19 protein-coding genes are annotated in these 21,982 nt (G+C 62.6%); 9 read left to right on the forward strand and 10 right to left on the reverse strand.

Features of this window, described 5'->3' with window-relative positions:
* Positions 1-711: 711 nt before the first annotated feature.
* From BMY98_RS16155 to BMY98_RS16165, 3 genes are all read right to left on the reverse strand, one after another.
* Positions 712-1,062 carry a DUF202 domain-containing protein gene (locus tag BMY98_RS16155; RefSeq protein ID WP_139214515.1) on the reverse strand — a complete coding sequence of 117 codons (351 nt, stop codon included), beginning with the start codon at positions 1,060-1,062 and terminating at the stop codon, positions 712-714.
* The gene (locus BMY98_RS16160; RefSeq protein ID WP_074890849.1) at positions 1,059-1,499 is read right to left on the reverse strand and encodes a YidH family protein; all 441 of its coding nucleotides are present in this window, start codon (positions 1,497-1,499) and stop codon (positions 1,059-1,061) included. The genes BMY98_RS16155 and BMY98_RS16160 overlap by 4 nt, the downstream gene beginning before the upstream one ends.
* Positions 1,500-1,744: 245 nt before the next feature.
* Positions 1,745-3,055, reverse strand: a complete 1,311-nt coding sequence (locus tag BMY98_RS16165; protein WP_074890851.1) for an L-fuconate dehydratase — start codon at positions 3,053-3,055, stop codon at positions 1,745-1,747.
* A gap of 237 nt (positions 3,056-3,292) precedes the next feature.
* On the opposite strand from BMY98_RS16165, the gene BMY98_RS16170 reads away from it, so the two are divergent.
* From BMY98_RS16170 to BMY98_RS16185, 4 genes are all read left to right on the forward strand, one after another.
* Entirely contained in the window at positions 3,293-4,249 is a 957-nt protein-coding gene (locus BMY98_RS16170) for a LysR family transcriptional regulator (RefSeq protein WP_074890852.1), read from the forward strand.
* Between the two features lie 279 nt (positions 4,250-4,528).
* Positions 4,529-6,082 carry a UxaA family hydrolase gene (locus BMY98_RS16175; RefSeq protein WP_074890854.1) on the forward strand — a complete coding sequence of 518 codons (1,554 nt, stop codon included), beginning with the start codon at positions 4,529-4,531 and terminating at the stop codon, positions 6,080-6,082.
* Positions 6,083-6,690: 608 nt separating this feature from the next.
* The gene (locus BMY98_RS16180) at positions 6,691-8,016 is read left to right on the forward strand and encodes an MFS transporter (protein ID WP_074890856.1); all 1,326 of its coding nucleotides are present in this window, start codon (positions 6,691-6,693) and stop codon (positions 8,014-8,016) included.
* 424 nt (positions 8,017-8,440) lie between these two features.
* On the forward strand, positions 8,441-9,952 hold the full coding sequence (locus BMY98_RS16185; protein WP_074890858.1) for a sensor domain-containing diguanylate cyclase: 1,512 nt from the start codon (positions 8,441-8,443) through the stop codon (positions 9,950-9,952).
* Here BMY98_RS16185 and BMY98_RS16190 read toward each other — a convergent pair.
* From BMY98_RS16190 to BMY98_RS16200, 3 genes are all read right to left on the reverse strand, one after another.
* Complete coding sequence (locus tag BMY98_RS16190; protein ID WP_074890975.1) at positions 9,930-10,712, reverse strand: DeoR/GlpR family DNA-binding transcription regulator; 783 nt, start codon at positions 10,710-10,712, stop codon at positions 9,930-9,932. The two genes, BMY98_RS16185 and BMY98_RS16190, sit on opposite strands and share 23 nt — an antisense overlap.
* A gap of 67 nt (positions 10,713-10,779) precedes the next feature.
* A complete protein-coding gene (locus tag BMY98_RS16195; protein ID WP_074890860.1) occupies positions 10,780-11,343 on the reverse strand; it encodes a GNAT family N-acetyltransferase in 564 nt (187 codons plus the stop codon).
* 251 nt (positions 11,344-11,594) lie between these two features.
* Positions 11,595-12,872 (reverse strand): serine/threonine transporter, encoded by a 1,278-nt coding sequence (locus BMY98_RS16200; RefSeq protein WP_074890861.1) that lies wholly within the window; start codon positions 12,870-12,872, stop codon positions 11,595-11,597.
* Between the two features lie 357 nt (positions 12,873-13,229).
* Between BMY98_RS16200 and BMY98_RS16205 the strand changes: the two genes are divergently transcribed.
* Entirely contained in the window at positions 13,230-13,679 is a 450-nt protein-coding gene (locus tag BMY98_RS16205; RefSeq protein ID WP_074890863.1) for an SgcJ/EcaC family oxidoreductase, read from the forward strand.
* Positions 13,680-13,750: 71 nt separating this feature from the next.
* Here BMY98_RS16205 and BMY98_RS16210 read toward each other — a convergent pair whose 3' ends face one another.
* Complete coding sequence (locus BMY98_RS16210; protein ID WP_074890864.1) at positions 13,751-15,085, reverse strand: ATP-binding protein; 1,335 nt, start codon at positions 15,083-15,085, stop codon at positions 13,751-13,753.
* Positions 15,082-15,765 (reverse strand): response regulator, encoded by a 684-nt coding sequence (locus tag BMY98_RS16215; RefSeq protein WP_074890866.1) that lies wholly within the window; start codon positions 15,763-15,765, stop codon positions 15,082-15,084. The genes BMY98_RS16210 and BMY98_RS16215 overlap by 4 nt, the downstream gene beginning before the upstream one ends.
* Positions 15,766-15,918: 153 nt before the next feature.
* On the opposite strand from BMY98_RS16215, the gene dsbD reads away from it, so the two are divergent.
* The 4 genes from dsbD (at position 15,919) to BMY98_RS16235 (ending at position 20,058) form a co-directional block, all read left to right on the forward strand.
* The gene (dsbD, locus tag BMY98_RS16220; protein WP_074890867.1) at positions 15,919-17,706 is read left to right on the forward strand and encodes a protein-disulfide reductase DsbD; all 1,788 of its coding nucleotides are present in this window, start codon (positions 15,919-15,921) and stop codon (positions 17,704-17,706) included.
* A complete protein-coding gene (locus tag BMY98_RS16225; RefSeq protein ID WP_074890869.1) occupies positions 17,706-18,566 on the forward strand; it encodes a TlpA family protein disulfide reductase in 861 nt (286 codons plus the stop codon). Before dsbD ends, BMY98_RS16225 begins: the two co-directional genes overlap by 1 nt.
* Positions 18,567-18,577: 11 nt before the next feature.
* The gene (dsbG, locus tag BMY98_RS16230; RefSeq protein ID WP_074890870.1) at positions 18,578-19,345 is read left to right on the forward strand and encodes a thiol:disulfide interchange protein DsbG; all 768 of its coding nucleotides are present in this window, start codon (positions 18,578-18,580) and stop codon (positions 19,343-19,345) included.
* A 149-nt stretch (positions 19,346-19,494) separates the two neighbouring features.
* Positions 19,495-20,058 (forward strand): TetR/AcrR family transcriptional regulator, encoded by a 564-nt coding sequence (locus BMY98_RS16235; protein ID WP_074890872.1) that lies wholly within the window; start codon positions 19,495-19,497, stop codon positions 20,056-20,058.
* Positions 20,059-20,117: 59 nt separating this feature from the next.
* Here BMY98_RS16235 and fabF read toward each other — a convergent pair whose 3' ends face one another.
* Both fabF and BMY98_RS16245 read right to left on the reverse strand, forming a co-directional pair.
* On the reverse strand, positions 20,118-21,392 hold the full coding sequence (fabF, locus tag BMY98_RS16240) for a beta-ketoacyl-ACP synthase II (protein WP_074890874.1): 1,275 nt from the start codon (positions 21,390-21,392) through the stop codon (positions 20,118-20,120).
* Positions 21,393-21,596: 204 nt separating this feature from the next.
* Entirely contained in the window at positions 21,597-21,950 is a 354-nt protein-coding gene (locus BMY98_RS16245; RefSeq protein WP_074890876.1) for a ComEA family DNA-binding protein, read from the reverse strand.
* Between the last annotated feature and the right edge of the window lie 32 nt (positions 21,951-21,982).

The raw sequence follows: 21,982 nt of genomic DNA on the forward strand, positions 1-21,982 counted from the left end.
CGTTGCTGGCGAATGCGCCCTGTCGGCTCACAGAAAAGTGCCTGAAACACCGCTTCGCGAGCAAGCTCACTCCTACAATTTTTGTACCCGCCTCCGAATCCGCGTCGAACGGTTTTATGTACCCGCACCCACATCCGCGGCGAACGGTTTTAAGTACCCGGCTCCAAATCCGCGTTGAACGATTTTAAATACCCGCATCCAAATCCGCGGCGAACGGTTTTACGTACCCGCCTCCACATCCGCGGCGAACGGTTTTATGTACCCGCACCCAAATCCGCGTCGAACGCAAATCCCCTGTAGGAGCAATCGGAGGTTACGACGGTCGCGAAAGCGGCGGTCTGTGACATCACTGTCGACTGACACACCGCCTTCGCGGGCAAGCGCGCTCCTACAGTTGATTTGCGCCGTCCATCAATCTGCGTTCCCTCAGGTAATCCGCGTTTGATGACCATCCCACAGGTCTAAAGTCCCGAGATGAAATGGCAGGATCACGGTCTGCTTCTGCCCGCAGGGCGTAGGAGCGCGCTTGCCCGCGAAGGCGTTGTCCGGCGCGCCGGCCTCCACGCCTGACACGACACCTATTGATCAACCCACGCAAATCCGGGGCCGGCTTGCTGGCGTACGCGGTAGGCCAGTCACTGCAGATGTCGACTGACACAATCTGTTCGCCAGCAAGCCGGCTCGGAATCGGTGTGAGCCTTGCCTGCCAGGTTAGCCAGACACCACCGCAACAATCCCCACCAGACTCAACACCATCACCGTGCAACCCAGCACCGCCACTTCACGCAGAGGCGGCGGAATCCGCTCGTGGGTGATGCCACGGGCGCTTTTGCGGTAGCGGGCGTTGAGGCCGATCTGGATCAGGAGGCCGGCCATCAACGAGAAAATGACCGGCAACAGGGCCACCCACCCAAACGGCGGAATCCAGCGTAAAAACAGAGTGCACACGCCGATCAACGTCAGCAGCGTCCGGCGCCAGGCCAGCAGTGTGCGTTCGGGTTGCAGACCGGGATCGTCGTGGCGCAATGGCGTCGACGGCACGGCATGACCGCGCCGGTTCACGACGCGCCGTAAATCAGAAAGACGATCAGCCCCGCCGCCACCAACGCGCCGCCCAACGACAGAATCGGCACCAGCACCGGCAACGGCAATGGCTTGCGCTGACGCATCGCCCGTTCGACTTTCAGCCAGCGCACGCAGGCACTGGCGCTGACCAACAAGGCCAGCACCAGCAACGACAAAGCCACGGCCCGACGCAGACCGGGGCTGAACACGTCGCTGGTGAAGGCTTCGACCGCAATCCCACCGGCCAGAAAGGCCAATGCCGTGCGGATCCAGGCGAGAAACGTGCGTTCATTGGCCAAGGTGAAGCGCGGGTCAGGCTCGCAGCCGCCGCCGAGCAGCGAAGCCGACAGGCGATCACGCTCCGGCGGCGTGACGGGGGCGCTGGCGGCAGGGGTGCCGGGAGGAATGACGTTGCCGGGCTCGGGGGAATTCATGTCGCACCGTGGTCGGGTAGATGCGACGGATCATACCGGTCATGCCCGGGAAAGGCGCGTGTCCACAGCGACATGCGACTGTCTGATGGCGCAGCGCGCATAACCTGTAGGAGCGTGGCTTGTCCCGCGATCGGGGACGCAGTCCCCGTAAACCCTGACAACGCGCTGTGTCTGGAAAAACGCGTTCGCCGGGTGACGACGGGTTCCCCGCCGATCGCGGAACAAGCCACGCTCCTACCGTCAGATTATCGGTTCGCCAGTTCCACCCACACCGAGCCCTTGGGATATTGATAGCGCTCCAGCGTCTCGGCGTGCATTTCGATGCTGTACCCCGGCCGTTGTGGAGGCATATACCGGCCGCGACGGATGACCACCGGATCGAGGAAATGCTCGTGCAGGTGATCGACGTATTCCAGCACCCGCTTGTCCAGCGAGCCGGACACCGCGATGTAATCGAACATCGAGATGTTCTGCACGTATTCGCACAACCCGACGCCGCCACCGTGGGGGCACACCGGGATGTCGAACTTGGCCGCCATCAGCAGCACGATCAGCACCTCGTTCAGCCCGCCCAGCCGTGCCGCGTCGAGCTGGCAGAAATCCAGCGCGCCGGCCTGGAACATCTGCTTGAACATCACCCGGTTGTGGCAATGCTCGCCGGTGGCCACACCAATCGGTGCGATGCGCTGACGAATCGTCGCGTGGCCGAGGATGTCATCGGGGTGGGTCGGCTCTTCGATCCACCAGGGCTCGAACGCCGCCAGCCGGCGCATGTTGCTGATCGATTGCTCGACGCTCCAGACCTGATTGGCGTCCATCATCAGCGTGCGTTCCCAGCCCAGTTCGTCGCGCAGGATCGCGGCACGGCGCATGTCTTCTTCGATGTCCGAGCCGATCTTCTGCTTGATGTGGGTCCAGCCTTCGGCCACGGCTTCGCGGGCCAGTCGACGCATCTTCTCTTCCGAATAACCCAGCCAGCCCGGCGCGGTGGTGTAGCCCGGATAGCCCTCCTCCAGAAGTTGCGCCTCACGCGTTGCTTTGCCCGGCACTTGCCGACGGAGCAAGGCGATGGCTTCTTCGGGCGTGATGGCGTCGGTGACGTAGCTGAAGTCCAGGCACTTCACCAACTGCTCGGGAGTCATGTCGGCCAGTAGTTTCCAGACCGGCTTGCCCTCCACCTTGGCCCACAGGTCCCAGACGGCATTGACCAGCGCGGCGGTGGCCAGATGGATCACGCCTTTTTCCGGCCCCAGCCAGCGCAACTGGCTGTCGCCTGCCGTGATGGTGTGCCAGAACGCGCCCATGTCCGCCGTGATCGATTCCAGGCTCAGCCCCACCACGCTGGGCGCCAGGGAGTGAATCGCGGCGGCGCAGATCTCGTTGCCGCGGCCGATGGTGAACGTCAGCCCGTGGCCTTCCAGCCCGTCCGGCGAATCGGTGTGCAGCACGACGTAGGCAGCGGAATAATCCGGGGCGCTGTTCATTGCGTCGGAGCCGTCGAGGGACAGGGAGGTGGGGAAGCGGATGTCGCGAACGGATATGGACGTGATCTGCATGGTGGGCTCTCTTACTCTTGGAAAAGCGTGGCGACGACGCTAACGGTGCAGGAGCGATCGGAGTGGCATTTCACCTTGGCCACGAACGGGGCGGGTCAGCGAGGACATGGGTGCTGACCCGACGCCTTCGCGGGCAAGCGCGCTCCCACAGGATGTATGCCTTCTTACCCCCGACTGTAGGCCGATCCGCGATACAGGCATAATCGCCAAATCCTAATCATCGATACCCAATTCGATATGTCAGCAAAAAATCCTTACCTGCCTGGCACCTTCCCGTCGCTGAAAATCTCCAGCCGGCAGATCGCGTTGCTCAACGCGCTGGGCGAGCTGGGCAATCTGCGCAAGGCCGCCACCGCCATCCACACCACCCAGCCCGCCGCCAGTCTGTTGCTGCAACAGCTGGAAGCGCGGCTCGGCGTGCAACTGTTCGAGCGTTTGCCGCGCGGCATGCAGCCGACGCTGTTCGGCGAGGTGATGATTCGCTACGCCCAGGGCGCGCTGCATGAGTTCGAATACGCCGAAGCGCAGTTGGCCGAGCTGGCACGCGGGGCGACGGGGATGGTGCGCATCGGCACGGTCATGGGCCCGGTGCCGACGCTGCTCACTCGCGGCGTGCTGGCGTTCAAGGCTGCTCACCCGAAAGTGCGCATCGCGCTGGAAGTCGGCACCAGTGATGAGCTGCTGCCGGCGCTGATTCGCGGCGATTTCGATGTGGTGCTGGGCCGGTTGCCCGATCAGCTCGACGGCCAGAGCCTCGACATTCAGCTGTTCGAGCAGGGCGAAAGTATGCGCATCATCGCCCGGCCGCAGCACCCGCTGGTGGATCGCGCTGGCCCCACCCAGACGAGCCTGACCCTGACGGAGCTGGCGCCGCTGACCTGGATCCTCCACCCCATCGGCAGCCCCATGCGGCGCCAGGTCGAGAACGCATTGCAGACGGCGCAATTGATTGAGCCGCTGGACATCATCGAAACCCGTTCGATTTTGGCGACCACTTCGATGCTCGAATCCTCGGACATGATTGCCGTTGTGCCCAATGACGTCGCCCAGCACTACGCGCGTTACGGCATGATCGCCATTCTGCCGGTCGAGCTGCCGCTGAGCATGGCCAATCTCGGGCTGATGACGTCGAAAGCCCGGCCGATGTCAGCGGCGGTGAAAGCGCTGCTTGCCAATCTAAGCGCCCGATTCTGAGTGTGTGTGTGCGGGGTTTGCGGGTGCAGGCTCCTTTCCAACGTTTCAGGCGGCACCGTGAGTCGATAACCCTGAGTTATCGCTCAATCGAAACCTTTCATTGGGAAATTATCAACTGGCTTCATAGAGTGGCTGAAAATCGGCCCACTACGCCGCGCTGATGGGGCGGCTGTTTGATGCGTCGTGAATAACAATAACCGGCCAGCCACGGTGCCGCTCCTTGATGGAAGCCGTCGTCCCGCACCGCTGAACCAGGCCGCAACCGTCTTGAGAGGCCGCATGGAACTCATCGCAAAAACCCCCGCGTTCGACAGCAGTGCGCTGTTCATCCGACTGAACCCCCTTGATAACGTGCTTATCGCTCGCCAGGCGCTGAGCGAAGGCACGTACCTGGACGAAGAAAACATCACGGTGTCTCAGCCCATTCCTTCCGGGCACAAGGTTGCCGCGGTGCGGGTAGAGCAGGGTCAGCCGCTGCGGCGTTACGGTCAGATCATCGGCTTCGCGTCACAGCCCATTGAGGCCGGGCAGCACGTGCATGTGCACAACGTCGAGATGGGCGACTTCTCCCGCGACTACGCCTTTGGCGTCGATGCCCACGAATCGCCGAAAACCGAGGCGTTCTTTCAGGGCATCGTGCGCGCCGACGGCCGCGTGGCGACGCGCAACTACATCGGCATTCTCACCTCGGTGAATTGTTCGGCCACCGTGGCACGGGCCATCGCCGACCGTTTCCGTCGCGATATCTTCCCGGAAGCCCTCGCGGACTACCCGAACATTGACGGCGTGGTCGCGCTGACCCACGGCTCCGGCTGCGCCATCGATTCCAAGGGCGAGGCCATCGACCTGCTGCGCCGCACCCTGGCGGGCTATGCCGTGCACCCGAACTTTGCGGCGGTGCTGGTGGTGGGTCTGGGCTGCGAGACCAACCAGATTCAGGACATGCTCGACAGCCAGGGCCTGAAAGCCAGTGACCAGTTGCGCGCCTTTACCATTCAAGGCACCGGTGGCACCTCGAAGACCATCGCCAGCGGCATCGCTCAAGTGCAATCGCTTCTGCCCCAGGCCAACAAGATCACCCGCGAAACCGTCAGCGCCCGGCACCTGATCGTCGGTCTGCAATGTGGCGGCTCCGACGGCTATTCCGGCATCACCGCCAACCCGGCGCTGGGCAATGCGGTGGACCGGCTGGTGGCGGCGGGCGGCACAGCGATTCTGTCGGAGACCCCGGAAATTTATGGCGCCGAGCATTTGCTGACGCGGCGGGCCGCCAGTCAGGCCATCGGCGAAAAGCTCATTCAGCGCATCCATTGGTGGGAAGACTATTGCCAGCGGATGAACGCCGAGCTGAACAACAACCCTTCCGCCGGCAACAAGGCAGGCGGGCTGACGACCATTCTTGAGAAATCCCTGGGGGCCGTGGCCAAGGCCGGCTCGACCAACCTGATGGGCGTTTATGAATACGCCGAAGCCGTCCGCGCCCAGGGCCTGGTGTTCATGGACACCCCCGGTTACGACCCGGTCTCCGCGACAGGGCAAGTGGCGGGCGGCGCCAACCTGATCGCATTCACGACCGGGCGAGGTTCTGCCTACGGCTGCGCGCCCACGCCGTCGATCAAGCTGGCGACCAACAACCGCGTGTTCGAATTTCAGCAGGAGGACATGGACGTCAATTGTGGCGGCATCGCCGATGGCACGACGACAATCGAAGAGCGCGGCGCGTATGTGTTCCAGATGATGCTCGACATCGCCTCCGGCGCCCGCAGCAAAAGCGAGCAGCACGGTTACGGGCAGAACGAATTTGTTCCATGGCACATCGGTGCAGTGACTTAAGGTTTTGCCGAGCGACGCATGCTTTTTGTAGGACCGCCTTCAGCCGGGAAGCTTTTCAAACGTCACACCGCAAGATCGATGGTGCCCAGACCGGCCTCTTCCCGGCTGAAGCCGGTCCCACTGGGAAATGCGTCGTCTGCTGGAACGCGTTTTTCGGGTAGGACCGGCTTTAGCCGGGAAGCTTTTCAAGCGTCACACCGCAAGATCGATGGCGCCCACACCGGCCCCTTCCCGGCTGAAGCCGGTCCCACTGGGAAATGCGTCGTCTGCTGGAGCGCGTTTTCCTGGTAGGACCGCCTTCAGCCGGGAAGCTTTTCAAGCGTCACACCGCAAGATCGATGGCGCCCAAACCGGCCTCTTCCCGGCTGAAGCCGGTCCCACAGGGGAAATGCGTCGTCTGCTGGAACGCGTTTTTCTGGTAGGACCTGCTTTAGCCGGGAAGCTTTTCAAACGTCACACCGCAATATGGATGGTGCCCACACTGGCCTCTTCCTGGCTGAAGCCGGTCCCACTGGGAAATGCGTCGTCTGCTGGAACGCGTTTTTCTGGTAGGACCGGCTTCAGCCGGGAAGCTTTTTAAGCCCTTACAACAATAAGAAAGGTGCGCAATGAAATCCCTCAAGACCTATCAGACGATCACCATCGTCTTTCTGATGCTGTTCGGCGTGGTCAATTATCTGGACCGCAGCGCGCTGTCCATCGCCAACACGACGATCCAGAAAGACATGCTCATCAGCCCTTCGGAGATGGGCATTCTGTTGTCGGCGTTCTCGCTGGCCTATGCCTTCGCGCAGTTGCCGATGGGCATGCTCATCGACAAGCTCGGCAGCAAGATCGCGCTGGGCGGCGCGCTGATGGTGTGGTCCATCGCCCAGACGGCGTCGGGCTTCGTCAACAGCTTCAGCGGCTTCTTTGCCCTGCGCGTGTTGTTGGGGATCGGCGAAGCACCGATGTTTCCGTCGGCCGCCAAAACCCTCAACGAATGGTTCGAAGAGCACGAGCGCGGCACGCCGACGGGCATCGTCTGGTCGGCGACCTGCATCGGGCCGTGCCTGGCACCGCCGCTGCTGACGCTGTTCATGGTCAACTTCAGCTGGCGCGGCATGTTCATCGTCACCGGCGTGCTCGGCATCGTCCTGTCGCTGTGCTGGCTGATGTTCTACAAAAGCCGCGCGCAGTACCTGAAGGAACTGGCGGGTGAAGGTCGCGAACCGAGTGTTCAGGTGGTTCAAGCCAATGCCGCGCCGAAGGCTTCGTTCTTCGCCGGCTGGCTGGACCTGTTCAAGCACCGCAGCACCTGGGGCACGTTCCTCGGTTTCATGGGCGTAATCTACATGCTCTGGCTGCACCTGACCTGGCTGCCCGGCTACTTCCAGCGCGAACACGGCCTGGACCCCTATCAAACCGCCTGGGTGGTGTCGTTCGCGTATGTGTTCGGCGCGATTGGCACCATCGCCGCCGGACGCATCTGCGACCGGCTGGTCGAGCGCGGCGTCGGCGTGCTCAACAGCCGCAAATACACGGTGATTGGCGGGCTGGTGTTTGCCGCGGTGTTTACCCTGCCGTTGACCTTCGTCACCGGCCTGAGCGGTTGCGTCGCCCTGCTCTGCCTGGCGCTGTTCGGCATCAACCTGTCCAGCGCCACGGCGTGGATGGTGGTCAATACCGTGGTCGACAGCAAGCGCGTGGCGTCTCTGGGTTCGATCCAGAATTTCGGCGGCTACATCGCTGGCTCCATCGCGCCGATCGTCACCGGGTTCAGCGTGCAATATTCCGGCACCTTTGCGACGGCCTTTGCGGTCAGCGCCATCGTGGCATTGCTGTCGGCGGTCGCCTATTTCGTGCTGCTCAAGGCGCCGATCCCGGAACACAGCACCCGCGCACAGAAGGACTGGCAGGCGAATCTGGATGAGGTCCAAGGGCGTCGGGTTTGATCGGCAGAGCAACGCCTGATCGATCGATGCAATACCGCTGCAGAGGCTTTATTTGTGGGAGCGACCGGGGTGGCGCTCCACCTTGCACGCGAAGACGGCATCTTGACCGCTGAAGATTTAGCGGATGTACCGGCCTCTTCGCGAGCAAGCTCACTCCTACAAAGGTTGTACCTGCTTGTAATAAGCTGCTGCCGGGACTGCGAGAATTCTCCCGCAGATGATTTATAAGCCTTAATTTTCCCTTCAAAATCCCGCACTTGTCCTACGCTGTGAGTCAGAGGGGTCGCTGTTGCGATGCTGCGTGTCCGAACGAATGGATTGTTCGTCACAGTGGCGGGTCTGAAATCGTGGCAGTCAGCGAGGGTGGGGTTTGAGACAGGTAGAAGGATCGGAGTTCGGCGTCAGAAACCGACGACTCAAACGCATGCCTGTGTTGTGGCTGGCGGGGCTGTTTACCTTGTTGGTGTGCATCTCCATCACCAGCATCAACGTCTGGCAATTGCGCCAGACGCGCATTCACGAGCTGGAAATCGCCAACACCAACGTCACCAACCTCTCGCGCTCAATGGCGCAGCACGCCGATGACGCCTTCGATCAGGCGCACATCGCCGTGTCGTCGGTGGTCGAGCGGCTCTCGTTCGACGGCTTCGGTGCCGCGAGTGGTTCGCGCATGCACGACTATCTGCGCGCCACTGCCGCCAGCGTCGAGCAGATCCAGGGCCTGTTCATCTACGACAAGGACGGCAACTGGGCTGCCACCTCCCTCAACCACATGCCGGCCAACGCGAACAATGCAGACCGCGAGTATTTCCGTTTTCACCAATCCATCGCCAGCAACCTGCCCCACGTCGGCCCCGCCATCCAGAGCCGCACCACCGGCGACTGGATCATCCCGGTGTCGCGACGGGTGGACGATGAAATGGGCAACTTCGCCGGCGTGGTGCTGGCCACCGTCGAACTGAACTACTTCGAACGGTTTTTCGAGCGCTTCGACATCGGCAAGCATGGCGTCATCACACTGGCCATGGCCGACGGCACCGTGTTGGCGCGACGTCCGTTCATTGAAAACGTGCGCGGCACTTCCATCGGCGACGGCGAGTTATTTCGTCTTTACGTCAGGGAACACTACGAAGGCACGGCGAACGTCGTGTCGATGCTCGACCACGAGCAGCGCCTGTACGGCTACAAGAAACTGGATCGCTACCCCATGGTGGTACTCGCCGGTCTGTCCGAGCGCGAGGTGCTCGACGAGTGGAGGCAGTACGCGTGGCGCTCGCTGGCGATCATCATCTGCGTGGTGGTTGCCAACCTGCTGTTTGGCGTCTTGCTCTTCCAGCAAATTCGCTTCGGCCTCAACGCCGAATCACAGCTGCGCATTGCCAGCCACTCGCTGGAAAAGCTCGCGCTGCAAGACAGTCTGACCGGGCTGGCCAATCGTCGGCATTTTCAGGAGATTCTCGGTCTGGAGTTCGGCAACGGGCAGCCGAACCTGCATCCGCTGAGCCTGATCATGATCGACATCGATTTATTCAAGAGCTACAACGACAACTACGGCCACGTCGCCGGCGACAAATGCATCATCGCCGTGGCCGAGTGCATTCGCAGCACCCTCAACCGCACCGGCGACCTTGCGGTGCGCTACGGCGGGGAAGAAATGGCCGTGTTCCTGCCCTACAGCGACAGGCAAGGCGCGGTGAGTCTGGCGGAGAAGATCCGGTTGGCCGTGCTTACCCGTGCCCTTGAACACCATGGCAATCCGATCGGCATCGTCAGCATCAGCCTGGGGGTCTATGGCTGTAAAGCGCAGGAATGCCCGACCCTGGAGGACTTCGTCAAACGCGCGGATGCGGCGCTGTATGCCGCCAAGCATCAGGGCCGCAATCGCACCGTGGCCTGGCAGGAGTCAACGCTGCTCAGTGCGCTGCCCGCGCCATAACGATCTGCGCGACCTTGCTGCGAAACAACTCCAGCCGGTCAGCCGGCGCGTCGTGTTCGACCACCAGCGCACCGACTTCCTCGCACTGCGCCACCTGGTAGTGGGCGATGCTGGAAAGCTTCTCGTTGATCACCGCCACCGCCACCTGACCGCTGCGCGCCACCACGGCACGCTTGAACTCGGCGACATCCATGTCGAACGCCGTCACGCCTTTCAGTGCATCCAGTGCACAGGCGCCGAGAAAGCACAGATCGAAATTGAAGTGGGCGAGCTGTTGAATCGTGGTGAAGCCGTAAGTGCTACCCGCAACGGGACTCAGGCGTCCGCCGAGCAGAATCACCTCCACCGACGGCAGCTTCATCAGCTCGACGGCGATCAGTGGCGCGTTGGTGGTGACGGTCAACGGCATGTGCGGATCAAGGGCTTTGGCGATCGCCAGGTTGGTCGAGCCGCCGTCGATAAACACGTGCTGCCCGGCGCTGATCAGACCCGCAGCCGCCACGCCTAACTGACGCTTGCGCCCGGGCTCATGCTCGACACGCACGGCCAGCGGCCCGTCCGACGCCAACGAAATCGCCCCGCCATATACGCGCTTGCACAGCCCGGCGCCCGCCAGAGCGCCCAGATCGCGGCGAATGGAATGCTCGGATACATTGAATTCGGCCGCCAGCTCCGCCGCAATCACCCGACCGTGCGCGGCAAGACGCTCGGTGATCAACCGCTGGCGCTCGCCGGGAAATGCTTCAGGATTGGCAGACATGAGGCCTCGGTAAAGGGCTGAATCGATCATAAACGAGCAGGATCATGGGACGCACTCAGGCGTCCTGTCAAACCCGGGCTGTATCGAGTTCCATGGGCTTGAGCGACTTGCAGAACAGAACGTTTTGATGGGTTTCAGCTTGCAGGCGATGCACCGGCGACCCGGCGTTTTCGTAGCCCTGGCGAGGGTAGAAAAGCAAGGCACGGGGATTACCCACCCAGACGGTCGCCCAGAGCTTCGAAGCGCCTCGGGCCGATGCTTCAATTTCGGCGCGCTGCAGCAACTGCCAGCCCAGGCCGCGCCCGGTAAAACGCTCCTGTACGTAGAGGCGATTCAGCTCAGCGGCGTGCTGATCGCCGACCATGGCGTGATCGGCTTGCAGGCAGACCTGAGCAAAACCGACCAGGTGCTGATTGGCTTCCGCCAGCAGGAACAGCGTGTCCGGACGCTCGATAAACGCGGCAATGGTTTGGGGCGCAAACGATTCGAGGGCTTCACGAGCGATGGCGTCGCGAACGCCCTCGGTTGCATAGGTGTCCATGAACACCTGCATGCCCAACACCGCAATCGTCAGCACATCCGCTGGCGTGGCTGGACGCAGGGTGAATTCGAAGTTGTCGCTGTGGGCCATGTTCGCCGCTTCCTTGAGTGCGAGTGATGAATGTCTGGACTGCCTGGAAGTAAACGCGTCACTCATTCAAGCCAGGTAACCGGGTTGACCGCAATCAATGCAAATCTACGGTTTGAATGCGATCAACTGTGAGAGCGCGCTTGCCCGCGAAAGCAGTGTGTCAGGCAATCGATTCGTTGCAGCCAGAATGCCTTCGCGGGCAAGCGCGCTCCTACACCGTCCGCGCCAGCCCGCCTAACCCGGAACCGACATCACTGCAACAACGAATACACCAGCGCCGAGATCGAGATCAGTCCGATCACAACGACAAACACGTTGGACAGTTTCCCCGCATAACGGCGCATGGCCGGTACTTTGCGCACGGCGTACATCGGCATGAGGAATAGCAGCGCGGCAATGACCGGGCCGCCGAGGGTTTCGATCATGCCCAGAATGCTTGGGTTGAGTGTCGCCACCAGCCAGCAGACCATCAGCATGAAGCCTGCGGTCAGGCGATCGAGCGCACGTGGCGAAGGGCGGCGGCCGGTCTTCATCACCAGACCTTTGAGGCCTTCACTGGCGCCGATGTAGTGGCCCAGGAACGACTTGGTGATCGCCACGAAAGCAATCAACGGCGCGGCAAACGCGATGGTCGGGTTGCTGAAATGGTTGGCCAGATAGGACAGGATCGACAGGTTCTGCGCCTTCGCTTCCGCCAGTTGCTCCGGCGCCAGGGTCAGCACGCAGCTGAAAACGAAGAACAGCACCATGACCACCATCAGCAGATGGGCGCGGGCCAGGATCTGCGCGCTGCGCGGTTCGGCCTGCTCGCCATATTGACGCTTCTGGTCGACGGCAAACGCTGAAATGATGGGCGAATGGTTGAACGAGAAGACCATCACCGGAATCGCCAGCCACAGCGTGTGCAGCAGCGCCGACGGTGCCGGAAGGCTGCTCGCGGTGGTGAGGATGCCGCCGTTCCAGTGGGGAATCAGAAACACCGCGAGGAACAGCAAGGCCACGATGAACGGGTACACCATCAGGCTCATGGCCTTGACAATGATCTGCTCTCCGCACCGCACCACCGCCAGCAAGCCAAGGATCAGCACGAACGCCAGCAGCGCCCGGGGCGGCGGCTGTACATGCAGTTGGTGCTCCATGAAACTGCCCACGGTGTTGGTCAGCGCCACGCTGTAGATCAGCAGGATCGGAAACACGGCGAAGAAATACAGCAGCGTGATCAAGGCACCGGCTTTCTTGCCGAAATGCTGCTCGACCACCTCGGTGATGTCCGCGCCGTTGCGGCCCGACAGCACGAAACGGGTCAGCCCGCGGTGCGCATAGAAGGTCATCGGGAAGGCCAGCACGGCCAGAATCACCAGCGGCCAGAACCCGCCAATACCTGCGTTGATAGGCAGAAACAACGTGCCCGCGCCGATGGCGGTGCCGAACAGCCCGAGCATCCAGGTGGTGTCGTTGCGGTTCCAGGTCGTTACGCTCGCGGGTGCTGCGTCGACGGTGCGTTCGACGCTGTTGGCCTGATCATTCATCCGGTCGATTCTCCGTTGCCGGTGATAGCTACATGGTCAAAAGCGCGTCGAAAAACGTGGCAGTCGGCGCCCCTGACCGGTTCTCTACAGGGAAAGGGGCGCGATTGTCCGGGATTGGAGAGCAGAATCAAAGGCTTGTCGGACCAAAAGCTCGCGGGGCCGGATGATGAAAGATTGAAACCGACTCAACTTCCTGCACAAACCAACAACGCTTCGTACTTATCAAACGGGACACTTCCTACATCGGAAACGGACGAACCAATTCGCGAAACGAATTGTAAATTCAAGACCGTACAACTTTCTATCCTCCTCCATTAGGCTCTCGACCCACATTCAATCGCCCATGGAAGGCAACTCATGCTCAAGACTTTCGCTGTTATCACATTGCTCACTGCCAGCGCTATCGCAAGTGCAAACAACGTCTCCGCTCAATGCGCAACACTTGACAAGCAACAGGCGAAAATCCTGTTCGAACGCTGGAACACAGCCTTGCAAACCGGCGACCCAGGCAAGGTTGCGGCGAACTACGCGGCCGATGCCGTGCTGCTGCCGACCCTCTCCAACCAGCCCAGAACAGACCTTGCTGGCAAACTCGACTACTTCAACAAGTTTCTCAAGAACAAGCCGGTCGGCACTGTCGATAGCAGCACTGTTATGACAAGTTGCAACAGCGCAATCGATACCGGCACTTACACGTTCCGTTTCAGCGATAACTCAGCCGTCAGCGCGCGTTACACCTTCACTTATGCATTCGTCGACAACCAGTGGTTGATTACATCGCACCACTCTTCAGCCATGCCGGAGTAACGGACATTCAGCCAACAGTCGGCCTGACGTCCAACTCCGGGCCGACTCAACTTTCAGACCCGTCCCACACGTCACTCGCCTGCGACATCGCGCCGCAACGGCATGCTCAGCTCCACCCGCAAACCGTCCTGACGGCTGTCGAAGCGCAGCGAGCACGCGCAGCGTTGAACGATGGCCTGAACAATTGCCAGCCCCAGGCCCGCGCCGGGGCTTTTGCCGTTGCGCCAGAAGCGTTGGGTGAGCTTGTCCAGGTCCGGCTCGGGAATCCCCGGGCCATGATCGCGAACGCGGAAATGCGCCTGCCCGTCGAAGGTTTCGACACTCAGCTCGACTTGCGCTGCGGCCTGGCTGTGGCGCAAGGCGTTGTCCAGCAGATTGCGCAACGCGGCCACCGCCAGCGCCGCAGGCATCTGCACGGCGGCGCTCGACAACTGCGACGGCAGGATCAGTTCGATGCGCTGCTCGTCGCCGTGACTGGCGTCGTGAATGGCCAGCCGCGCGACCTGCTCGGCGTCACACTGCACACCGTCATCGAACGACAGGCTGCCCTCGACCCGCGCCAACAAAAGCAGCTGTTCAAGGGTGCGATGCATGCGGTCGGCGCCCTCCTCCGCATGGGCCAGCGCCGTGTCGCGTTTCTGGCCGTCGGTCATGCGCGCCACCTGCAGATGGGTCTTGATGGCGGTGAGCGGGCTGCGCAGTTCATGGGCGGCGTCGCCGGTCAGCCGCCGCTCGCGCTCCAGGGTCTGGGCGATGCGCTGAAACAGCTGGTTCTGGCTTTTCAGCAGCGGCTGCAACTCGCTGGGCAAATTGGGCACGTCCAGCGGCTCGACCGAGTCTGCGCTGTGCCGATTCAAGGCATCGCGCATGCGATTGAGCGGCGCCAGCCCGCGGCCGATGCCGAACCAGACCAGCACCAGGCTGCCGAACAGCGCGACCAGCACCGGCACCGACGCCGCCAGCAACACCGAGTGCCCGAGCACGTCGCGTTCAATCTGGCGGTCGGCAGTGCTCACCCGCACGTTGCCATGCATCATCGTGTACACGCGCCAGTGGTCGCCGTTGATCATCTGGTCATGGAAGCCGCTGGCGTCAGCCTTCAGCGGTTCGCTCGGCGAGCTGTCGGTGCGGGCCAGCACCTGCCCGCGCAGGGAGCTCAACTGACACGCCATGCCGTTGGGCAACGCCGGATCGTCCGCCCGCAGCGAGCGGGTGTCGCTGCCGGTGGGCATCTGCATCTGTTCGAGCAACCCGGCCACCATCCGCGCCGAGGCCTCAAGGCGTTGATCGAGGGACTGCATCATCTGCGTGCGCAAGTCGCGCAGCATCCACGCCGCCGCCAACACCCAGATCAGAATGAACGCCGAGCCCAGAATCAGACTCAGCCGCGTGCGCAGGCTCATCATGGCGTGGGCTCCGAATCATGGCCGGCCGGGCCGAGGCGATAACCGAGCCCGCGGACGGTTTCGATGATGCGACCGCCCAGCTTGCGCCGCAGGTGATGGATGTGAACGTTGAGGGCGTTGCTCTCGACCTCGTCGCCGAAGCCGTACACACAGTCCTTCAACTGCTCGCCCGAAAGCACGCGGCCACTGTTGTTCAGCAGCGCTTGCAGCAGGGCCTGCTCGCGGCGGGACAGATCGACCGGCTGACCGGCAAGGCGGGTTTCCCGGCTGCTCGGGTCATAGCTGAGCACGCCATGTTCGATCACATTGACGCTGCGCCCGGCCATGCGACGCACCAGGGTGTGCAGGCGCGCGCTGAGTTCACGCAGGTCGAAGGGCTTGAGCAGGTAATCGTCAGCGCCGGCCTGCAAGCCGTCGACGCGGTCGGTCACCGTGTCGCGAGCGGTAAGAATCAGCACCGGGATTTCCACGCCCTGCTGGCGAATCTGGCGCAACAGCTTCAGACCATCTTCATCGGGCAGGCCGAGGTCCAGAATCATCACGTCGAAATGCGCAGCCGCGAGCATCGCCCGCGCGGAGGAGGCCGTGGCCACGCGATCCACCGTCAGGCCCTGGGCATCAAGGCCTGCGACGATGCCGCTGGCGATCAGGTCGTCGTCTTCACAAAGCAGTACGTGCATGGTCGGCCCCGAAAAAAAGGCGATTGAAGCGCAGAGGGATTAACGGCGGATTATGCACGAGCCGCCGCAGGCACGACGCGCCCCCGAGCGTTAATCGACAGTTAATCGCCACTGCGCAGGATTCGCCCCATTCACAGTGGCGGGAAGGTGTGCATGGGCAAGGTGTGGCTGATGGTTCTGATGCTGGTCCCGCTGCTGGCGCAGGCCGTGCCCGGTGGAGACCCCTTCCTGGCAAAGTCCGGCCCCTCACTCCTCAGCGAGAAGGCCGACTTTCTGTCGGCGAAGGACGCCTTCATCTTCACCTCGGAACACCTGGTGTCCGGCGAAACCCGCCTGTACTGGCAGATTGCGGACGGTTATTACCTGTATCAGCAACGGCTCAAGTTCGAAGGACTGAGCCAGCAACAGCAACCCGTGCTGCCGAAGGGCGAGGATCATCACGACGAGTATTTCGGCCAGCAGCAGGTCTATCGGCAGGGCCTTGAACTGACAATCCCCGCTTCGGCCTACGGTCAAATCAACGTGAGCTGGCAAGGCTGCGCCGATGCCGGCTTGTGTTATCCACCGCAAAGCCAGCTCGTCACTGTGGCCAGCGGCGACGCGGAACCGGCCAGCTTTGAGAAAGGAAATGACGTCGGCAATCAGGCCGAGGACCAGGCACTGGCCAGCGGCCTGGCGCAACGTTCTCTGGCCCTGAGCCTGCTGGCGTTTTTCGGGCTGGGTCTGCTGCTGGCGTTCACGCCGTGCTCACTGCCGATGCTGCCGATTCTTGCCGGCGTGGTGGTCGGCAGCGGCGCAAGACCCGCTCGGGGTTTTGCGCTGGCCAGTATTTACGTGTTGAGCATGGCCCTGATCTACGCCGGGCTGGGCGTGGTCGCCGCACTGTTGGGCAGCAACCTGCAATCGACCCTGCAACAGCCGTGGCTGCTGGGCAGTTTCGCGGTGCTGTTTGGGGTGCTGGCGCTGCCGATGTTCGGCCTCTTCGAGCTGCAGTTGCCGGGCTTCCTGCGCGACCGTCTGGAGAAGGCCGGGCGTCAGCGCCCCGGCGGCAGTCTGTTGGGCGCATCGGCGCTCGGCGCCCTGTCTGGACTGATGATCGGCCCGTGCATGACGGCGCCTCTGGCCGGCGCGCTGCTGTACATCGCCCAGAGCGGTAACGCGCTGCACGGCGCGCTGGTGTTATTCGTCATGGGGCTGGGCATGGGCCTGCCGTTGTTGCTGCTGGTCACGGTCGGCACGCGCTTTCTGCCAAAACCGGGGGCCTGGATGAACCTGGTCAAAGGCCTCTTCGGCTTCCTGCTGCTGGGCACTGCGTTGATCATGCTTCGGCCGTTGCTCGCCGACGTGTTGTGGTTGGGGTTGTTCGGGGCACTGCTGATCATCTTTGCCTACAGCGCCGTCGTGCAGACCCGGTCGCTGCAACGCGCCTCACGCCTCTGCGCCCCAGTCGGTATGGTCGTTGGGCTGTGGGGCGTGGCGATGGTGATCGGCGCGGCGGCAGGCGGCGACGATCCCTGGCAACCGCTCAAGGTCTACAGCGGATCGAAGACAATTGCCGCCAGCGAGGGCCACGACGCGTTTATCACGATCAAGGACCCGTTGGCGCTGGACCGGGAACTCGCCGCCGCCACAACTGCCGGCCAGTGGGTGCTGGTCGACTACTACGCCGACTGGTGCGTGTCCTGCAAGATCATGGAGAAGAACGTGTTCGCCAAAGCGGAAACCCTGCAAGCTTTGAACGGCGTGCGCCTGCTGCGCCTCGATGTCACGGCCGACAACGACGCCAGCCGCGCGCTGCTCGGTCGTTTCAGCGTGCCGGGCCCGCCGACACTGGTGTGGATCGCGCCGGACCGCAGCGAACGACGCGACCGGCGTATCACCGGAGAAGTAGACCTCGAATCCTTTTTGAAGCACTGGCAGACGACCCGGGAGGATGGCTGATGCTGAGTTTTTCCGTGGGGCCGTTCGCCCTGTCGCTCAACCATCTACTGCTGCTCGTTGCCCTCGCACTGGCGACGTTGGTCGGCTGGAACAGTGGCCGCAAGCAACGAATCAACCCGGAACGCGCCGTCTCCGGCCTGTTCATGCTCGGACTGCTGGTGGCGCGTCTGGCGTTCGTTGCGCGCTACTGGCGGCAATACGAAAGCGACCTGCTGCGCATCGTTGATATCCGCGACGGCGGCTTCAGTGCCTGGCCCGGTGTCGTCGCCGTTGTGGCCGGTGCCGCCATCACGGCGTGGCGGCGGCCGTTGCAGCGCAGGCCACTGGGGTTGGGCGTTGCCAGCGGGTTGCTGTTCTGGTGGCTGAGCAGTCTGGCCGTCGAAAGCGTCCGTCGGGATGTTCCGCTGCCGGATCTGGCCCTGCGCAATGGCGCGGGCGAACGCGTGCAATTGCGCGATTACACAGGCCGCAAACTGGTGATCAACCTGTGGGCGACGTGGTGCCCGCCGTGCCGGCGGGAAATGCCCGTTCTGCAAGCCGCGCAAAAGACCAATCCCGACGTCGTGTTTCTGTTCGTCAATCAGGGAGAGAGCCCACGTGAAGTGGCGACCTTTCTCGGCAGCCAGGGGTTGCAACTGGACAACGTGTTGTTCGACGACAGCGGCGAACTGGGTCGCCGTGCCGGCTCAGCCGCCCTGCCCACCACGCTGTTTTACGGCGTAAACGGCCGCCAACGGGACGGGCATCTGGGCGAACTGTCCAGCGCCAGCCTCACCCATTATCTGGACGGTTTGAGCCAGCCGCCGAACGCTTCTTCGCCGACTTCTTTCCCGCCGTCCTCACAGCCTTCTTCAAAATAAGGGACCACCCCATGAACTTCATCCGCCCTGCGCTCTTCGCCGCCGCCGTTTCGCTCTCCCTGCCAGGCGCGCTGGTCCACGCCGAAGACCTGCCCGCCCCGATCAAGGCGCTGCAAGCCAAGGGCGCGACCATCAAAGGCAGCTTCGACGCGCCGGCAGGACTGAAGGGCTACGCCGCCGAGTACCAGAATCAAGGCATGGCGCTGTACCTGACCCCGGACGGCAAGCATGTGCTGGCCGGCAATCTGTTCAATGAAAAGGGCGAGGACCTGAGCACCGCGCCCCTGCAAAAGCTTGTCTATGGGCCGATGGCCGAGGCGATGTGGAGCCGCATGGAAAACAGCACCTGGATTGCCGACGGCGCCAAGACTGCGCCGAAAGTCATCTACCTGTTCAGCGACGCCAACTGCCCTTACTGCAACCTGTTCTGGGAGCAGGCGCGGCCATGGGTCAAATCGGGGAAAGTGCAGTTGCGCCACATCATGGTCGGCGTGATCCGCGAGGACAGCGCCGCCAAGGCCGCGAGCCTGCTGGCCGACGCGAACCCGGAAGTGGCCCTGCAGACCCACGAGCAGGCGGGCAAAGCCAGCACACTCAAGGCCATGCAGAACATCCCCAAAGACATCCAGGCAAAACTCGACGCCAACATGAAATTGATGGAAGACATGGGCCTGTCCGCCACACCGTCGATTTTCTACAAGGACGAGGCGGGTCACCTTCAGCAGCAACAAGGCGCGCCCGGGCCTGAGGCGCTGGCGAAAATGATGGGCCCGAAATAGCCGGATATGCGCTGTCGCGAGCGGTCAGTGGTGGACGGAGCGCTCTGACCGTTGGCGGCACGCGTTTCAACGCGGGTACTGCACCGGCGTGTCATCCGTGTAAAAATGTCGACCACCATTTCAAGAGCCACGCCCGGGAGGCTCGCTCCATGCGTTACGCCGAAGACCACAAAGCCCAGACCCACCAGCGCATCCTTCAGGAAGCCGCCGCGCGCTTTCGCCGTGACGGCATCGGCGCCACCGGGTTGCAGCCGTTGATGAAGGCGCTGGGCCTGACCCACGGTGGTTTTTATGCCCACTTCAAATCCAAGGACGACCTGGTCGAGAAATCCCTGCGCTGCGCCGTCGACCAACTGCAGGCCTCACGGGCCGAGAAAATGGCCGAAGACAGCTCGACCCAGGCGTTCATCGACTCGTACCTGTCGACCGCCCATCGCGATCACCCGGAAAAGGGCTGCCCGTTGCCAACCATGGCGTCCGAACTGGGCCAGCGCGGGCAACCGAGCGAGATTACCGACGAGTTGATCAACCGCATGCTCGCCACCCTCGAAGCCGGAATGCCGGCCGATGGGCAAAGCAGCGACAAGAGTGTGATGCTCATGTCCGGGCTGGTGGGGGCGATGGTGCTGGCGCGCAGCGCAAAGGATCCGGCGCTGGCCGAGCGGATTCTGGAGACCACCCGCGATCAGCTCAAGCAGCTGATCGAAGGCTGACGCTCACTTCCCTGCCCTTTCTCGGCGGGGATGCGTCACGCTTGTTTCACTGATGCCTCTCAGGGATGCCAGCGACGGAACAGCACGCTGGCGTTCACACCCCCGAAGCCGAAACCGTTCGACAATGCGTACTCGATGTTCATGGGACGCGCCTTGCCGTGGACGATGTCGATGCCCGCAGCCGCCTCGTCGGGGTTCTCCAGATTGAGGGTCATCGGCGCGATCTGATCGCGGATCGCCAATGCCGTGAAAATCGCCTCAATGCCCCCCGCTGCGCCGAGCAAGTGCCCGGTTGCGGATTTGGTCGACGTGACGGCCACGCCATTCTGGTCACCAAACACCGTTTTGATCGCGGCCATTTCGCCCCTGTCGCCCACCGGCGTGGACGTGGCGTGGGCGTTGACGTGCTGCACGTCGGCAGGCTGGATGCCGGCCTGGCGAATCGCTGTCTGCATCGCTCGACGCGCGCCGCTGCCATCTTCTGGCCCGGCGGTCAGGTGATAGGCGTCCGCGCTGGTGCCGTAGCCGACCAGTTCGACGATGGGCGTTGCTCCGCGGGCGAGCGCGTGTTCCAGGGTTTCAATGACGATGATCCCCGCGCCTTCACCCATGACGAAGCCGTCGCGGTCACGGTCGAAGGGCCGTGAGGCGCGCTCCGGCGCGTCGTTGAAGCCATGGGAGAGCGCACGGGCGGCAGCAAAACCACCCAGGGCGACGCGATCGATACAGGCTTCGGCGCCACCGCAGATGGCCACGTCCGCCTCCCCGTTGCGAATCAGTCGCGCCGCATCGCCGATCGCCTGAACCCCCGCCGCACACGCGGTCACCGGCGCACCCAGCGGGCCTTTGAAACCGTGCTGGATCGACACATGCCCGGCCGCCAGATTGACCAGGAACGACGGAATGGTGAACGGCGACAAGCGCCGCGGCCCACGGCTGTCCGTGATGCGCACGGCTTCGGCGATGGCGCCAAAACCACCCACGCCGGCACCGATGATGGTCGCGGTACGCTCGCGCTCCTCCTCAGTCGATGGCGCCCAGCCTGCCTGCTTGACCGCCTGTTGCGCAGCGCCCAGGGCAAACAGGATGAAGCGGTCCATCTTCTTCTGCTCCTTGGGCGGCGCGGCGGCGTCAGCATCGAACCCGGCTTCAGGGTCTTGCTCCAGGGTCGGCACCGGGCCGCCGACTTTGCCTGCCAGATCAGCCACCGTCTGCTCAGGCAACTGCACAATCCCGGAGCGGCCTTCCAGCAATCGCTTCCATACCGCTTCAACGCCGGTGCCCAATGGCGTCACCAGCCCCATACCCGTCACTACAATGCGACGCTCACTCATGGGTTCACCTTTCCTCATTCTTGGCAGTCGCCGGCACCCTTGGGCGCCAGCCGTTCAGTAAGATTGCGCGAACTGATATTACGCCCGTCATCTGAAAATTAATATGTCAGTCGACATTTTTCTGTCCAACGCCCTCAGAGTGATCACAGATTTATCCCAGGCATAAAAAAAGGCCGATCAGTGATCGGCCTTGGCTCATGGGTTTCAGTCAATTGACAGCTTGTCGCGGTTCTTGTCCAGCAGCGCCTTGCCGATGCCCTTCACTTCGATCAACTCGTCCACGGCTGTGAAACCGCCGTGTTCTTCACGGTAAGCGACGATGGCGTTGGCCTTCGCGGCGCCAATGCCGGACAGCTCTTTCTGAAGGGTTTCAGCACTGGCGGCGTTGAGGTTGACCTTGGATCCCTGCACACCCGCCGGCGCGGAGATGGCAGGTTTGGTGGCGTCTGCCGGGGTGGCGGCAGGGGCGCCAGGGGCGGCAGGAGTCGCGGCAGTCACGGCGAGGGACGTACCCGCCAGCAGCGCGAAGATCAGGGAGGAGAGATAAGAAGTACGCATGAGTCATGCTCCATGGGCATCGTAAGTGGAAG

The organism is Pseudomonas graminis (assembly GCF_900111735.1).
In the GTDB taxonomy this organism is placed as follows: Bacteria; Pseudomonadota; Gammaproteobacteria; order Pseudomonadales; family Pseudomonadaceae; genus Aquipseudomonas; species Aquipseudomonas graminis.

Coding starts and splice junctions, on each gene's coding strand:
- BMY98_RS16160 (WP_074890849.1), bottom strand. CDS start 1,499: ATGAATTCCCCCGAGCCCGGCAACGTCATTCCTCCCGGCACCCCTGCC.
- BMY98_RS16165 (WP_074890851.1), bottom strand. CDS start 3,055: ATGCAGATCACGTCCATATCCGTTCGCGACATCCGCTTCCCCACCTCC.
- BMY98_RS16170 (WP_074890852.1), top strand. CDS start 3,293: ATGTCAGCAAAAAATCCTTACCTGCCTGGCACCTTCCCGTCGCTGAAA.
- BMY98_RS16175 (WP_074890854.1), top strand. CDS start 4,529: ATGGAACTCATCGCAAAAACCCCCGCGTTCGACAGCAGTGCGCTGTTC.
- BMY98_RS16180 (WP_074890856.1), top strand. CDS start 6,691: ATGAAATCCCTCAAGACCTATCAGACGATCACCATCGTCTTTCTGATG.
- BMY98_RS16185 (WP_074890858.1), top strand. CDS start 8,441: ATGCCTGTGTTGTGGCTGGCGGGGCTGTTTACCTTGTTGGTGTGCATC.
- BMY98_RS16190 (WP_074890975.1), bottom strand. CDS start 10,712: ATGTCTGCCAATCCTGAAGCATTTCCCGGCGAGCGCCAGCGGTTGATC.
- BMY98_RS16195 (WP_074890860.1), bottom strand. CDS start 11,343: ATGGCCCACAGCGACAACTTCGAATTCACCCTGCGTCCAGCCACGCCA.
- BMY98_RS16200 (WP_074890861.1), bottom strand. CDS start 12,872: ATGAATGATCAGGCCAACAGCGTCGAACGCACCGTCGACGCAGCACCC.
- BMY98_RS16205 (WP_074890863.1), top strand. CDS start 13,230: ATGCTCAAGACTTTCGCTGTTATCACATTGCTCACTGCCAGCGCTATC.
- BMY98_RS16210 (WP_074890864.1), bottom strand. CDS start 15,085: ATGATGAGCCTGCGCACGCGGCTGAGTCTGATTCTGGGCTCGGCGTTC.
- BMY98_RS16215 (WP_074890866.1), bottom strand. CDS start 15,765: ATGCACGTACTGCTTTGTGAAGACGACGACCTGATCGCCAGCGGCATC.
- dsbD (WP_074890867.1), top strand. CDS start 15,919: ATGGGCAAGGTGTGGCTGATGGTTCTGATGCTGGTCCCGCTGCTGGCG.
- BMY98_RS16225 (WP_074890869.1), top strand. CDS start 17,706: ATGCTGAGTTTTTCCGTGGGGCCGTTCGCCCTGTCGCTCAACCATCTA.
- dsbG (WP_074890870.1), top strand. CDS start 18,578: ATGAACTTCATCCGCCCTGCGCTCTTCGCCGCCGCCGTTTCGCTCTCC.
- BMY98_RS16235 (WP_074890872.1), top strand. CDS start 19,495: ATGCGTTACGCCGAAGACCACAAAGCCCAGACCCACCAGCGCATCCTT.
- fabF (WP_074890874.1), bottom strand. CDS start 21,392: ATGAGTGAGCGTCGCATTGTAGTGACGGGTATGGGGCTGGTGACGCCA.
- BMY98_RS16245 (WP_074890876.1), bottom strand. CDS start 21,950: ATGCGTACTTCTTATCTCTCCTCCCTGATCTTCGCGCTGCTGGCGGGT.